The sequence below is a fragment of the Streptomyces sp. NPDC002206 genome (assembly GCF_053593595.1).
On sequence record NZ_JBSFCW010000042.1, the window covers coordinates 32,896 to 46,801 of the forward strand.

Consider the following 13,906-nt stretch of genomic DNA (forward strand, 5'->3'; position numbering starts at 1 on the left):
CTTGGAACTGCACATCGACGTCCGGTGGCTCCTGGACCGGCAAGAACGCGTGCTCGGCAAGAACCTGCAGGTCCGCGACTACTCAGGGCTTGTCGCGGCCGTCGCCCGGCATCGCGTCAACACGCCCCACCTGGACATGGCCGACCCCGATGCCTACTGGCGGGCCGCAGCTCTGCTCGACACGATCGTCCTGACGCGGCCGCTGCCCGGAAGGAACGAGCTGTACGGGTACACGGTCGCCGTGGCGTACATCGCGGCCTCCGGCGAGACCGTCGACGCGAGTCAAGGCCAGTGGATTCAACTGATCGAGGACATCAAGGCCCTGCGGCTGGACACCTTCGACATCGCCGATCGTCTGCGGTCCTGGCGCGCTTCCTGACCATCTGCCCGTCGGGGGAGCCACGGGTGCTCTTTCGTTCAGCGGCATCCACTTGGCAAGATCTCTGAGCATGAGACTCCTCGTGATGGGTGGTACCTGGTTCCTGGGCAAGCACATTGCCGAAGCGGCCCTGGCCAGAGGGTTGGACGTGACCACCTTCAACCGGGGCCGCTCCGGGAAGGACGTACCCGGGGTCAGGCCTGTTCACGGGGACCGAACCGTCATCGACGATGTTCGAACGCTCGCAGCGCGCGGCCCGTGGGATGCAGTCATCGACACCTCGAGTTCCGATCTGCCACCACGCGACGTGCTATTGGCAACCTCGACGCTGAAGGACTGTGCTGCCCGCTGGATTCACCTCTCCACGGTGTCCGTATACAGGGGCTGGCCCCACAGCCGTCTGGCCGACGACTCCGAACTGCTCGAGTGCCCAGCGGACTCGGATGAGAACTACGGCTACACCGGCGAGGACGGCAGTCCCACCATCTACGGCTTCCAGAAAGCGGGCGGCGAGCGTGCCGTGACCGAGTCGTTCGCCGGCCGAGCCGTGTTCCTCCGCCCTGGCGTGATCCTCGGCCCCGGCGAATACGTGGGACGCCTGCCATGGTGGCTGCGCCGTGCGCACCAGGGAGGCCCCTTTGTAGCGCCAGCGCCGGCCCAGCGGCGGATCCAGCCCGTGGACGTTCGCGACGTTGCTGCGTTCGCGCTGGACCAGGCCATCGGCGAAATCACGTCTGGGAGCTACAACGTCGCGCACCCGGACGGCATCACGTTCGAGGACTTCCTGGGTATCTGCCTGGAGACCACGGGCGGAGCCGGGCGCCCCGTATGGGTCGACCCCTCGGTCCTCATCGACCACGGCGTGAAGCAATGGACCGAACTCCCCCTGTGGCGCACCCACAGCGGCGTCTGGTCAGTGGACTCGAGCCGGGCCGCAGCCGCAGGACTCCGCTGCCGACCCCTGCACGAGACCATCCGTGACACCTGGAACTGGCTGCAGAACGATGGCCGCCCCGTGGACCACCCGCGGTGGGCAGAACACGGGATCGCCCCCGAGAAGGAAGCGAAGATCCTCGCCTCCCTCTGATCAGGCATCCAGCGCCAGCACTCCATACGGGGGAACAAGCTGACACTGGCCCGGAAGACGAGTGAAGTCCTCCAGCCGCTCGCCGAGATCGGCGGCAAGCGCCGTGCCCTGCAGGTGCCGCCGGGTGAGTGCTCGCCGCAACTCCATGGCCCTTGCCACGAGCCCGGTTGCCCGATGCGTGGTGGTGATCGACAACATCACCTCAAGGGCTTCTGCAGCACCCTCCAGATCATTCGACAGCATTCGACATGGCCAGCCGCTCGTCGCTGAACCCGAACTCACCGCCGACTGAGTCGTGCAGCTCGTCCGTTGCGTCGGTCCCCACCTCCTCCGACATGCTCAATGCGCGTCGGGCTGACTCCGCATCCCCGAGGTGCCCATACGCCCGAGCCTCGATCGAGTGGAGACGCCGCACCGCAACATCTCCAAGACCTCCGTAGGTGAGTGCGTGCCGAACGTGAACGGACGCCTGCGACTGCGCGCCGGAGTAGTAGGCGATGAAGGCCAGGCTCCCCGCTGCGTATGCGCGCAGCGGCTCGTACCGCGCGGTCTCGCCATAGAGCGCCGCCGTGCGCGCCAGCCGCTTTGCACCGTCAAAAGACCCCAGGTCGAACGCGGCGGTGGACAGCAGGGCGGACGCCTGTCCCGCGAGGATGAGCAACGCCTGCTGTTGGGCCGGGACGGCAGTGCGGTCGCGGTCGTTCTCCGCCTGTTCCCGCAGTTCCTTGGCTCTCTGCCAGACGTCGCGAGCGGACTGATTGCCGTAACTCCTGGCCAGTGCGTGCAGGTCGTCACGCAGTTGGTCGACGGTCAGGTCAGAGACGGAGGATGCGGCAGCGGCACCGGCATCATCCTGGGCTTCACGTGCGGTCATTGCGATCTCGGCTTCCAGGTCGAACGTCGGTACATCGGGATCTGTCGACTCCGGCGGGGGCGCGAAAAGTCTCGACGCCTCGACATGGAACATCTCCTGCAGGACGCGGCAAGCATCCGCGCTGGGCAGCCCCTTGAGCTGGCCACTCGTCCACCGGCGGTACTGCGTCTCGCCGACGGTGGGATTCTGCGCCCCGCGGCCGATGACCTTGTCTGCTGCCTTCGCGAACTCGAGCTCGAAGATCGCCCACGTCCACTGTCGCTGATCAATCAGGACTTTGAGCAGCGTCCTCGGCTTGACCACTTCGGCCCCCAAGTCTCTGAGCGTCGTCCTCGACCAGTCGTCGACGGAACCCTCCTCACGAGGGGATACCGCGTGCCGTCGACAGGACAACAGGTCCTGTGCAAAAGGCATTTAGAAGCTACCCCGAGGCCACGTCTGTCGCCCATAAGTGTCGTGGAAGCCACCCCGGAAGCCATGGCGAAGCCACCCAGGCCGGGAGGAATCTGATCGCCACCCGCTGCTGAGCGTGGTGGTCCGAACACATTCCGACGCCAGGAGTGAGAGTCGTGCATCCGAGATACGCCGAGCCGGCGGCACCGGTCACGTCCCTCACGGGGACTGCGCCGGTCGCCGAGGAATGGTCAAGGACTCCTGAGCTCTTGCCGGGTGCCTCGCAGCTCGCTCGCTTACACGCACGGACGCGGCTGACGATGTTCAGGTGGCCGGGGAACGTTGAAGGCGCCACGGAGGCCGTAGGGATCTTGGTCGGCAACGCCGTTGCCCACGCCGACCCGGGTCCGAACCACGAGGACCGACGCGTGCGACTCCGGCTCGCCATCACCGAAACCCACGCCCTTCTTATCGACATCGAGGATCCGCTTCCCGCGTTCCCGAACTTTGAGCAAGCGTGCGCCGGCGAGCTCGGCCGCGGCCTGTGGAAAGTCGGCCGGCTTGGCGGTGCACTGTCGTGGCGCCTCTGCGAGCGAGGCGGCAAAGCTGTCCGCGCGCATATGACGCCCGGTCGGGTCCCGGCATGAGAACCCTCCCCTTACGAACACGCGCCTGGGGCGCCCTCACAGGTCCTGAGAGCAAGTGATGCTCCCCACCGCCCCGTTCTTGAACGGTGTGAGCGCGAACAGCCCGGCCGAGCCGCAGTGGACTCCCCCGCTCAACGCGGATGCCCTGGCGCACCTCCTGGACCGGGTACGCGCCTGGGACCCTCTCGTCGTCGAGTCCGTCTTCGATGACCTGGACCTGGCCCAAGGGGACCAGATGCCAGGAGCGGGCGAAGTCGATGAACTCGCCCAACGGCTACGCAGCACGGTCAAGCAGCTCAGCGCCATCGCGGTAGCCGACCCGAAGTTCCCCGCGGATTCCGCGACGCTGCAGCTCATTGACCGAGGGCGAAGCCTGCGGGACGAACAGGTGCCCCGCGACTACCAGTCGACTCTTGGGCTCGCCCGTCGTCTGTCCTGGGTGACATCGGACTTGATCGAACGCCTGATTTCCGCTCGGCAGATCAAGGACACCGACTGATGCACGACCCCAACTCGCTCAATCCTGCGCACCGATACCGCCCCGGGCGGCCCCAAAACTCCCTCTTCGGCGGTGCGATTCCGGTCCCCCGCGGTTTCGAAAATCCCGCCGAAGAGGGGCCACCACAGCACGTCCGAGAGGAAGAGCGACGCACATGTGCCGTCACAAGACCCCTTGTCCCACCGCTGTCGCGTCGGATCGCGAGGCGGCCAGGTCGGTTGCACGAGACGACGTCCTGGGCTGGGCTCTGCTGTGCAACGGGGTCGTGCTCTTCGACGACACCGGCGAGCTGCTGCCCGACGGCCAGATCGTTGCCCCGCACCGCCCCACCGTGCTGACAGGAGCGGCCGCATGAGCACCGCCGTCAGCCGCCTGGTCCCGTACATCACAGCCCGCCAAGGCGAGGAACCCGAGTCGTACCTGGCTCTGCGCGCTTCCTTCGACGGCGCCGGCCGCTCCGCCCTGGGCTACTGGGACGAGAGCCAAGACGACCGCGATCCGCTGGGTGTGCTGTGGGGCCGGTGCTCGCAGTCGATCGGTCGTGACGGACTGCCGTCCGGACAGCCGCAGTGGCGGCTGATCCACCCCGCCAGGCAACGCGAGACGATGACGAAACTCCACTGCCAGATCTGCGCAGGCCCCACCAGAACACCCGCGGGATACCCGTTCCTGGCGCCCGCCAACGGCGATCCGCGATCTGAGACCACCCTCCTCACCTCGCAGCCCCCGGTTTGCCTGGCGCACATGCGCGTCGCAGTTGAGCAGTGCCCGCACCTCCAGAGGGGCTACACCGCTCTGATGGTGCGCAGCGCCCCCCTCTACGGAGTCATTGGGACGCCGTACGAGTGGACCGCCCACGGGATCAAAGCGCTGGCAGGCGACGACGTGCCCGTGCGGTACCGAGACCCGGTCCTGAGGTGGTTCCTCGCCTCGCAACTTGTCCGCACATTGACGGACTTCGCGGTCGTCGACCTGGACAGCCTTTCGACGCTCGACTCAATTTCCTGACCGTCCTGGAGGGCCCATGCTCCGACGCGTGTGCCAAGTAACAGTCTTCCTAGTTGCCGTTGCCGCGATCGTCACTGCCGCAGAAGTGCGGCCCATCTGATGCCCCATCCAGCGAACGGCTACCAGTGCTCGCTCAGGCGCTCGCCGCCATCAACTGCGAGGGGACCGCCGCCTCACGGCGCTGACGCCTCGTATCCGAGCACCATCGCCACCATTCACGCAGAGCAAGGAGATCACATGAGCACCGCGGCACCCGTACGGGCCGACGCCCGTACCCTCATCTCCGACGAGCTGTTCGGCCGACTCGTCAACCGGATCGTCAAGGACGAGGGCGTGGATCAGCCCCTCGCCGAGCGGATCATGACCGACGCGGTCGCGTTCCTGGCAGCCTGCGCGGCCAACCCCGGCGCCGCTCTCGGCCCGAGCGAGCAGGTCGACCTCGGTTGGCACACCTTCGTTCTCTACACCGAGCCTTACGCCGATTCTGCGAGCGCATCGCAGGCTGGTTCATCCATCACTCGACCACGGACGAGCCCGGCGCCAGCTACGAGCCGAAGCGCGACACGCGGCTGCGCGCCATCGAGGCGATTCGCAAGGCCGGCTACGAACCCGCCGCTGAGCTGTGGGGCCACGCCGCCAACTGCTCGCAGTGCCACTCGGGCTGCTCGGATAGCAATTACGACGGGCAGTAACCGCCCGGCACGACGGTGCGCCGACGAGATCTTCCCTGTCGGCGCACCGCTGTCTACAGTTCTCCGTTGCGGCAGCGCTCATATTCGTTGTCGAGCTGCTGCTGGTTGACCTGGCAGGCACGTGCAACCGCTACCCAGGCAGCGGCGAGACTGTTGAAGGCCTGCAGTTCGGAGGCATCTAGTGTCTCGTGCACTACGAAGAATGCCAGGAGCCTGTCGGCGGCCGGCTCACCGCGATCACAAACTGGGCACAGCATGGCCTCCCGCATACCTGGGACCTCTTCGCCGCGGACATTCTTCCAGGAGTGCGAGAACCGGGCCGAGAGCAGCCCAGCTCCCCCACACCGTGCGCAGTCCGGTGGATCGGCGAGTTGGAGGACGATTTCGTCGTCCTCTTCGCTCACGCGGCGCCTTGCCAGGCGTCGGGGCCGAAGGTGCCTTTAATGTCGGAGGCGACCGAGGTCGGGTCTACCAGGAATCCCAGCTCGTACAGGACGGTCTTCGCGGGCGTCTGGACTCGCATCCGTACCGGGCTCTCGCCCTTGTGCGCGGCAAGGATCCGCTTCAGTTCGGACACCGTACGCTCGTTGATCTTGTAGGCAGGAAAGGACAGTGTGACCGGTGGCCGGCCGCCACTTTCCGCTGAGGACACGTCAAGCACCTGGATCTCCTGCCCGAAGATGCTGACCGCTCCGTCGCGGTCGTTGAGGCGGCCCTGTACGGAGACAACGGTGTCGGCGATCAGAGCGTGCTGGACGAGGGTGTAGGTGGCTGGGAAGAACAGGATCTCCATCTCGCCGTCACGGTCGGCGAGGTTGAGGATCGCCCAGGGGTTGCCCTGCTTGGTCATCCGGCGGTCCACGCTGGTGATGAGGCCGGACAGCTGGACAGTGCCTTCGGTACGGCCTGAGCCGAGGAGTTCGCTGATCGTGGTGTCCCGGTTGCGGGACAGGATGTGCTCGGTGCCGTCCAGCGGGTGCGCGGAGACGTACAGCCCGAGCATCTCGCGCTCCGCGGCCAGCAACTGCTTGCGGGGCCACTCGCTGGCGTCGATGGGGATGTCCAGGCCGAAGGCCGGCTCGTCGCTGTCGCCACCGAGGTCGCCGAACAGATCGTCCTGCCCGATCGCGGCCTGCTTCTTCACCGGAATGATGGCGTCGATGGCGTCCTCGTGCATGGCGGACAGCCCCTTGCGGCTGTGCTGCAGCGAGTCGAAGGCGCCGGCCTTGATCAGTGATTCGACGGCCCTCTTGTTGAGGGCACCGATGTCGGCCTTGTCGAGGAAGTCGGGGAAGGAGGTGTACTTGCCCTTGGACTTGCGGGAGCCCACCAGAGAGTCGATGACGCCTTCACCGACGTTGCGCACCGAGCGAAGCCCGAACCGTACGTCGTTGCCGATGGCGGTGAAGTTGGCGACGGACTCGTTGATGTCCGGCTGGAGCACCGAAACGCCCAGTTTCCGGGCGTCGGCCAGGTAGATCGCCGCCTTGTCCTTGTCGTCCCCCACGGAGGTGAGGAGCGCGGCCATGTACTCGGCCGGGTAGTTCGCCTTGAGGTAGGCGGTCCAGTAGGAGACGAGGCCGTATCCGGCGGTGTGGGACTTGTTGAACGCGTAGCCCGAGAACGGGAGCATGACGTCCCACAAATCCTTGATGGATTCCTCGGAGTAGCCGTTGTCCTTCATCCCGCCGTGGAACTTCTCCCACTCGGCGGCCAGCACCTCGGGCTTCTTCTTGCCCATCGCTCGCCGCAGCAGGTCGGCGCCGCCCAAGGTGTACCCGGCGAGCTGCCGGGCGATGGCCATGATCTGCTCCTGGTAGATGAGCAGGTGGAAGGTGTTGCCCAGGATCGGCTCCAGGGCCTCCTTCAGTTCCGGGTGGATCGGCTCGATCTCTTGGCGGCCGGTCTTGCGGTGCGCGTAGTTCGTGTGCGCGTTCGCCGCCATGGGGCCGGGCCGGTAGAGGGCAAGGGCTGCTGCGATGTCTTCGAACCGGGAGGGTTCCATCAGCTTCAGCAGGGTCCGCATGCCGCCGCCGTCGAGCTGGAACACGCCGAAGGTGTCGCCGCGTGCCAGGAGCTGGAAGGTCGTGGCGTCATCCAGCGGGATCTGCTGCGCGCCGTCCGTCGGCATCGTGTCGGTGGTGATGTTGTTGCCACGGTTCTCGCGGATGTTCTGGAGTGCGTGGTCGATCACGCCCAGGTTCCGTAGTCCCAGGAAGTCCATCTTGACCAGCCCCATGTCCTCACAACTGGGGTAGTCAAAGCCGGTGATCTTGACGCCGTCCTTGGCGCGCATGTGGAGCGGAATACGGTCGGTGAGCCGGGTCTTCGACAGGATGACCGCGGCCGCGTGGACGCCGGTGTTACGGATGAGGCCCTCGACGCCCTTGGCGCCGTCGACGACCTTTTTGACGTCCGGTTCGTTCTCGTACAGGGCCCGGATCTCGCCGGCCTCCCCGTAGCGGGGGTGGCTCTCGTCGAAGATCCCGTTGATCGGGATGGACTTGCCCATTACGTCCGGCGGCAGGGCCTTCGTGATCCGCTCGCCGTGACTGAACGGGTAGCCCAGGAGCCGCGATGTGTCCTTGATCGCGTTCTTGGCCTTGAGCTTGCCGAAGGTGTTGACCATGGCGGTGTACTCGTCGCCGTACTTGTCGACGACGTAGCGCACCATCCGGTCGCGGTGGCGGTCATCGAAGTCGAGGTCGACATCCGGCGGGTTGATGCGCTCCGGGTTCAGGAACCGCTCGAAGAGCAGACCGTGTTCCAGGGGGCACAGCTCGGTGATGCGGGTGGCGTACGCGACAATCGAGCCGGTCGCCGATCCACGACCGGGGCCGACGGGGATCTTCTGGTCGCGGGCGTACTGGCAGATGTCCGCGACGACGAGGAAGTAGCTGGAGAAGTTCATCGGCCCGATGACCTTCATCTCGGTCTCGAACCGCTCCAGAACCTCGGCCGGGATCGGGTCGCCGTAGCGCATGGCGAGGCCCTTGAGGCACTCCTTGCGAAGCCAGGACTCCTGCGTCTCGCCCTCGGGAACGCCGGGGAAGTTCGGCATCTCGTCGACGTTCTCGAACACCGATGCGTACGACTCGATGCGCTCCGCGATCAGGAGAGTGTTGTCGCAGGCCTCCGGAATCTCGGAGAACAGCTCCCGCATCTGGACTGCGGTCTTGAGGTAGTAGCCGGTGCCGTTGAACTTGAACCGGCCCGGATCGTCCTTGTTCTTGCCCACACCGATACACAGCAGGTTGTCGTGCGCGTCCGCATGCTCTTCGAGGACGTAGTGCGCGTCATTAGTGGCCAGCAGCGGGATGCCGAGATCCTTCGCCAGGCGCAGCAGATCCCCCCGGACGTTGCACTCCAGATCCAGGCCGTGGTCCATCAGCTCCAAGAAGTAGTTCTCCTTCCCGAGGATGTCCTGGTACTGGGCTGCGATCTCCCGGGCCTCGTCGTACTGGTTCAGACGCAGCCGGGTCTGGATCGCACCCGAGGGGCAGCCGGTCGTCCCGATGATCCCCTCGGAGTGCTCGGCGATCAGCTCCATGTCCATACGCGGCTTGCCGGCCGGGAACTGCCCCGTGTACGACGCCTCTGTCGACAGATAGAACAGGTTCTGCAGTCCCTTGACGTTCCGCGCCCACATCGTCATGTGGGTGAAGCGGCCACCGCCACTGACGTCCTTTGAGCCCTCGCCGTCGTCCGACATGGCCCTGACACCGCCGGGGCCCCAGAACTCCTGTTTGCGGTTTCGACGCGAGGACGGGGCGACGTATGCCTCGATCCCGATGATCGGCTTGACGCCGTCGAAGCCTTTGGCCACTTGCTGGAACTCGTACGCTCCGAACATGTTGCCGTGGTCGCTCATGGCGATGGCCGGCATGCCCTGACGCTCTACCTCGGCGAACATCGGCTTGAGCCGCTGAGCACCGTCGAGCATCGAGTATTCGGTGTGATTGTGCAGGTGAACAAAGCTGTCGGACACCGGGCAGGCACCTCCGAGGCGCTCGTGGAAAGCCTTGACCCTATCCCCCAGCGGGACGTGGAGAGCGCTCCCCCGCCCGCTTCGATGGTGATCAAAAGGGATCCGGACGATGACCTCGGGCGATCACGCAAAGTTGTCACCGCGCACTCTCAGATCGCGGTTCTCGGCGGGCTTACCAGCGACGGCGTCGCGCGCCTGCTATACGGCAACTACCGCGAGAGCATCGACCACGCGCGCTGCAATGACACATCCCCAAGGCCGCACTGGTACCTCGGCATGCGAAGACGCAGTACTCCTGCGAGGTCGTCTTCAAGGGCAAAACCCCGGGCGGCCTGGCCCAACCGGTGCGCGTCACAGACGCCGAACCGAGGGTCTACTGACCACGAAACGCCCCGCAATTTCCGCCCACCCCCAGAGCAGCCAGACACGTCACTCGGGGTGAGCGGGGCTTCTTCCACTCACCCCGCCCGTTGCTTACCTCGCCGATCGCTTAATCAGTCCAACTGCATACACACCTGGGGCTTGACGCCGTACTTCGCGACCCAGCACGTGGTGCCAGACTTCAAGCCGGACTTGGAGCGGTCTTGCAGGCTCACCCGATACCAGGTCCCCCCTTGCTCTGTCGGCGCTGATGGAGTCCGCCGGGTAGAGCACCCCCAGTGTCGTGTGGTTCGTGCTCGGGCCGCTTCGCAGCCGTAGGGCCGACTTCGGTTGGTAGCCACACGAGTTGAAGTCCCAGGCCACGACGACCGTTGAGGCCGTGACCGGCAGGGCATGGGCCGCAGGCAGCAGTGTGCACAGTGGCGCGCATACGGCCAGGGCGTACGAGAGCAGTTTTCGCACGCTCGGCTCAACCGGCCGTCGCCACGGTCTTGTCACGGGCCGCCCAAGCTGATCACCCGCACGTGCGACAGTCACGATTCCACGAATGATTCGATCCCTCGACGAGGGCAACGAAAAGCCCCAGTAGCCAGTGCCTTTGACTTCGGTCTGCCGGGAGGCGTTGGCGTAGGTTGCCGGCCAGCCCCTCCTGAGACGGGCCGCTGCTGTTTGTCGTCGTGAACATCCGAGACGTGCCAGCCTCCGTAGTTCGTCCGACCTGCTGACGAAACGCTGCTCGTCGTCGCGCACGGAGCCATACAGTTGGGCCCGCGTGGACTGACTGTCTCGATTCCGTGCTTCCTCACATCACGGGTGTGTGATCCATGCGACCATCTGGCCACGTTGACTCCGGGGGGGCAGGGTGTCGATTCAGGTTCAGACCCGTCGCAAGCGGCTTCTGCTTGCGAGTACCGCGGGGGTCGTTGCCGTGGGCGGGATGTCCGGGGACCTGATTTTCGGTGTCCTGAAGGACAAGTGGGCGCTGGGCAGCTTCGTGGGCGTTGCTGCTGTAGTGGGCGGCCTGTCGGCGTTCATGTACCGCCACTCAGCGGACGATCTGGCCGTGTCGGCCAGGGCGGGGCTGGAACTGCGTCATCAACTCCCACAGGAGCCCGTGCTGGTGGGGCGGGACATCCTGAGCAGCAGTCTCGTCGAGCGACTCCGGGACGTGCCGACCCCCACCAGCGGCGCGCTGCCCGGGGCCCCGGCAGCCGGGCAGGCCACCGTGATCGTTGTCCACGGAGCGGCTGGCACGGGGAAGACTGCTCTCGCTCTGCACGCGGCGCACCGCGTCAAGGAGCATTACCCGGACGGGCAGCTCTACGTCGACCTGCGGGGTGAGGCCGACATGCCGCGCGAAAGCGGTGAGGTCCTGGGGGAGTTCCTCCGGAGCCTGGGGGCGGCCCAGGGCAATGTCCCTCGCGGGGCGGACGACCGGGCCGCCCTCTTCCGCAGCCTCACGAACAACCTGCGCCTGCTAGTCGTGCTCGACAATGCGCACAGCACCGAACAGATTCAGCCGCTTCTGCCCGTGGGGACCGGCTGCTCGGTGCTTGTGACGAGCAGAAGAGCCCTGTCGGCGGGAAACATCACCAGGCGTCACCGGCTGGAGGTGCGACTGCCCGACGAGGACCAGGCGCTGGAGGTCCTCAGTGTGTACGCGGGCCGGGAGCGCGTCGCTGCTGATCCCGCCGCGGCCTTGGAGATCGTGCAGTTCTGCGGCCGGCTTCCGCTGGCGCTACGCATCGTGGGCGGAAAGATCGGGATGCGTGAGGACCTGACACTCCAGCGGATGCGGACGCGGCTCGAGGACGAGCGCGCGCGGCTGCACGAGCTGGTCTATGAGAATCTGAGCCTCCAGGCTTGTCTATCCCTCACATACCGGGATCTGCCGGAGGCGGCCCGGCGGGCGGTCGGGCTGATGTCCTCCCTGCCCGTGGGAAAGCTGACGGACTGGCATGTCGGGTGGTGCCTGCCGACCGCGGCCATGGCCGGAGGCGTCTCCGACGAACTCGTCGCTGTGGGCCTGATGGAGGCGCACGGGAGTGGCGCCTTGGATCCCGGCTACCACTTTCACGACCTGGTGCGCGTCTTCGCGAGAGAGCAGTACGAAGGTCTACCACCGGAGGAGCGCCGTGGCGCCGAGGAGCGCCTGGTACGGGCCTACCGGGAGGCCATCGTGTACCTGGCCACGGGGCGTGCCCCGGAACTGGGCACGGAGGCGTCGCACGAGCGCACGGGAAACCTGGACCGCGAGTCGGCGGGGCCCTGGGTTGCCGGGGAGATCGAGCGTATCCAGTGGGCGATCGCCCGCGCCCGGCGCCTGGGCATGGAGCCCGAGGGCGCTGAGATCGCCGAGGGCCTGTCGTACTTCCTCGACGACGTGAACCTGTCCTCGGAGTCCGCCCAGTGGCTCTTCGACGAGGGGGACGAGCAGCGGGCTCGGGTGGTCCGGAGCCTGCGTCGCGGACGCGCCGTGGCCGCCCTGGGAAACGGGATACCGGACACGGCCATGGACCTGTTCCTGCCGGGGGGATCTCCCGATCCCGCCATTGCGCTGACCGCACGGGACCGGATGGTCGTGGCACGTGCCCACGCAGCCAAGAGCGACTATTCGGCGGCGCTGGAGCAGATGACCACAGCCGTGCAGGAGCTGCGCACGGAGAACGACTTGTGGCATCTGCTGTCCTCGCTGGAGAAGCTGGGCGAGTTCCAGAGGTGGCGCGGTCAGCCCGAGAAGGCGGAGGAGAGTCAGCGGGAGGCGCTGCGGCTGGCCGAGGAGTTCGGGGACAGGAGGGCACAGGCGCGCCTTCGACGCACCCTGGCTGAGACGCTCGGGTACTTGCGCAGGCCAGAGGAGGCTGCGCCGCTCCTGGAGCAAGCCGTCCACGACTTCAGGTTCCTGAACGACAGGGTCTGGGAAGGCGCGAGCCTCTACGCGTTGGGCAAGATCTACCGGCTGCTCGCCCGCCGCCAGGACGCCCTGGAGGCCTATGACAAGGCCGAGGACATCTTCGGTCCCATGGGCGAGCGGCTATGGATCGGCCGCATCGACAACGCGCGGATCCGCGTGTACGCCGGCATGGAACGGTTCGACGAAGCCTGGGCTTCGGCACAGGCGGCCCTCGCCCTGTTCCGGCAGCTCGGGAACGAGATGTGGTTCAGCCACACCCAGCGAGACGTCGGCTGGCTGCACCTGCGACAGGGCCGCCCGGGCGAGGCGCTGACTCCCCTCACCGAGGCGATCAACGTGACTGTGCGGGCTGGCGACGCGTACGCGGAGGCCATGGCCAGACACCTGCGGGGCGTTGCCCACCGCGAATTGGGACAGCTGGACAAGGCGCGCAGCGACCTGGAGGCGACGCTGGCCATCTACGGGGGCGGGGCGTACGAGTGGAACGAGGCGGTGGTCCTGCACGACCTGATCCGGGCACTGCGCGCCGACGGGGCATCCGACGAGGCCGATGGCATGGAGTCCTCGGCGATCTCGACCAACCCGGTGTTTGTCCGGATGCCTGGGCGGGACGGCGCTCAGGCGATCCCGGACGAGGACTGACCGGCCGAGACGACGTCGAGGTGGGTATCTCGCACGCGACGAACCGGGCCTACGACGGTGAAATGCTGCGTTTCGCCGAGTGGCGCGAGGCTGGGTGATGCCCGCCGCCCCGCCGAGAGTGACCGACGTAGATCGACCTCACCGTACCGCCGGATGGTCTACAAGGGGTTTGGGGCAGGGGAATGTGGGCTGGTTGAGTGGATGAGTCGTCCGGTCCTCGGTCGTCTTCGCGGTTCCCTGCAGGCTGTAGCCCATGGCGTGCAGCAGGTGCCCGACGGTTGAAGCGCTAACCGGGTGGCCCTGTGCGGTAAGGGTCGAGGCAAGGGCTCGAAGTGACAAAGTGGTCCAGCGCAACGGAGAGACGGGATCACCTCGGGTGTGCGGCTCGATCAGTACCTCCAG

The 13,906-nt window shown here is 66.4% G+C and carries 11 protein-coding genes and 1 pseudogene; 6 read left to right on the forward strand and 6 right to left on the reverse strand.

Annotated features, from left to right (window positions below; genetic code table 11):
• The first annotated feature begins 1 nt into the window (after position 1).
• Positions 2-379, forward strand: coding sequence for a toxin Doc (locus tag ACWCP8_RS36915; protein ID WP_352271384.1), 378 nt, complete (start codon positions 2-4; stop codon positions 377-379).
• A gap of 70 nt (positions 380-449) precedes the next feature.
• Positions 450-1,466, forward strand: a complete 1,017-nt coding sequence (locus ACWCP8_RS36920; RefSeq protein ID WP_451120690.1) for an NAD-dependent epimerase/dehydratase family protein — start codon at positions 450-452, stop codon at positions 1,464-1,466.
• Here ACWCP8_RS36920 and ACWCP8_RS36925 read toward each other — a convergent pair whose 3' ends face one another.
• The 3 genes from ACWCP8_RS36925 to ACWCP8_RS36935 all read right to left on the reverse strand — a co-directional run bounded on the left by ACWCP8_RS36925 (position 1,467) and on the right by ACWCP8_RS36935 (position 3,353).
• Positions 1,467-1,709, reverse strand: coding sequence for a hypothetical protein (locus ACWCP8_RS36925; RefSeq protein ID WP_451120692.1), 243 nt, complete (start codon positions 1,707-1,709; stop codon positions 1,467-1,469). It abuts the gene before it with no gap.
• Positions 1,696-2,655, reverse strand: a complete 960-nt coding sequence (locus ACWCP8_RS36930) for a hypothetical protein (protein ID WP_451120694.1) — start codon at positions 2,653-2,655, stop codon at positions 1,696-1,698. The genes ACWCP8_RS36925 and ACWCP8_RS36930 overlap by 14 nt, the downstream gene beginning before the upstream one ends.
• 374 nt (positions 2,656-3,029) lie before the next feature.
• Positions 3,030-3,353: a hypothetical protein gene (locus ACWCP8_RS36935; protein ID WP_451120696.1), complete on the reverse strand. Its 324-nt coding sequence runs from the start codon at positions 3,351-3,353 to the stop codon at positions 3,030-3,032.
• Between the two features lie 115 nt (positions 3,354-3,468).
• Here ACWCP8_RS36935 and ACWCP8_RS36940 point away from each other — a divergent pair, with 115 nt between their 5' ends.
• From ACWCP8_RS36940 to ACWCP8_RS36950, 3 genes are all read left to right on the forward strand, one after another.
• The gene (locus ACWCP8_RS36940; protein ID WP_451120698.1) at positions 3,469-3,879 is read left to right on the forward strand and encodes a DUF6415 family natural product biosynthesis protein; all 411 of its coding nucleotides are present in this window, start codon (positions 3,469-3,471) and stop codon (positions 3,877-3,879) included.
• Positions 3,880-4,033: 154 nt separating this feature from the next.
• The gene (locus tag ACWCP8_RS36945) at positions 4,034-4,234 is read left to right on the forward strand and encodes a DUF5999 family protein (protein ID WP_382842786.1); all 201 of its coding nucleotides are present in this window, start codon (positions 4,034-4,036) and stop codon (positions 4,232-4,234) included.
• Positions 4,231-4,887 (forward strand): hypothetical protein, encoded by a 657-nt coding sequence (locus tag ACWCP8_RS36950; protein ID WP_382842785.1) that lies wholly within the window; start codon positions 4,231-4,233, stop codon positions 4,885-4,887. Before ACWCP8_RS36945 ends, ACWCP8_RS36950 begins: the two co-directional genes overlap by 4 nt.
• A 745-nt stretch (positions 4,888-5,632) precedes the next feature.
• Here ACWCP8_RS36950 and ACWCP8_RS36955 read toward each other — a convergent pair.
• The gene (locus tag ACWCP8_RS36955) at positions 5,633-5,983 is read right to left on the reverse strand and encodes a DUF6300 family protein (RefSeq protein WP_451120700.1); all 351 of its coding nucleotides are present in this window, start codon (positions 5,981-5,983) and stop codon (positions 5,633-5,635) included.
• The gene (gene dnaE / locus ACWCP8_RS36960) at positions 5,980-9,567 is read right to left on the reverse strand and encodes a DNA polymerase III subunit alpha (protein ID WP_451120702.1); all 3,588 of its coding nucleotides are present in this window, start codon (positions 9,565-9,567) and stop codon (positions 5,980-5,982) included. The genes ACWCP8_RS36955 and dnaE overlap by 4 nt, the downstream gene beginning before the upstream one ends.
• Positions 9,568-10,885: 1,318 nt before the next feature.
• Between dnaE and ACWCP8_RS36965 the strand changes: the two genes are divergently transcribed.
• A complete protein-coding gene (locus ACWCP8_RS36965; protein ID WP_451120704.1) occupies positions 10,886-13,504 on the forward strand; it encodes a tetratricopeptide repeat protein in 2,619 nt (872 codons plus the stop codon).
• Positions 13,505-13,702: 198 nt separating this feature from the next.
• Here the strand turns inward: ACWCP8_RS36965 and ACWCP8_RS36970 are convergent.
• A pseudogene (locus ACWCP8_RS36970) lies at positions 13,703-13,906 on the reverse strand (ISAzo13-like element transposase-related protein); the annotation flags it as partial.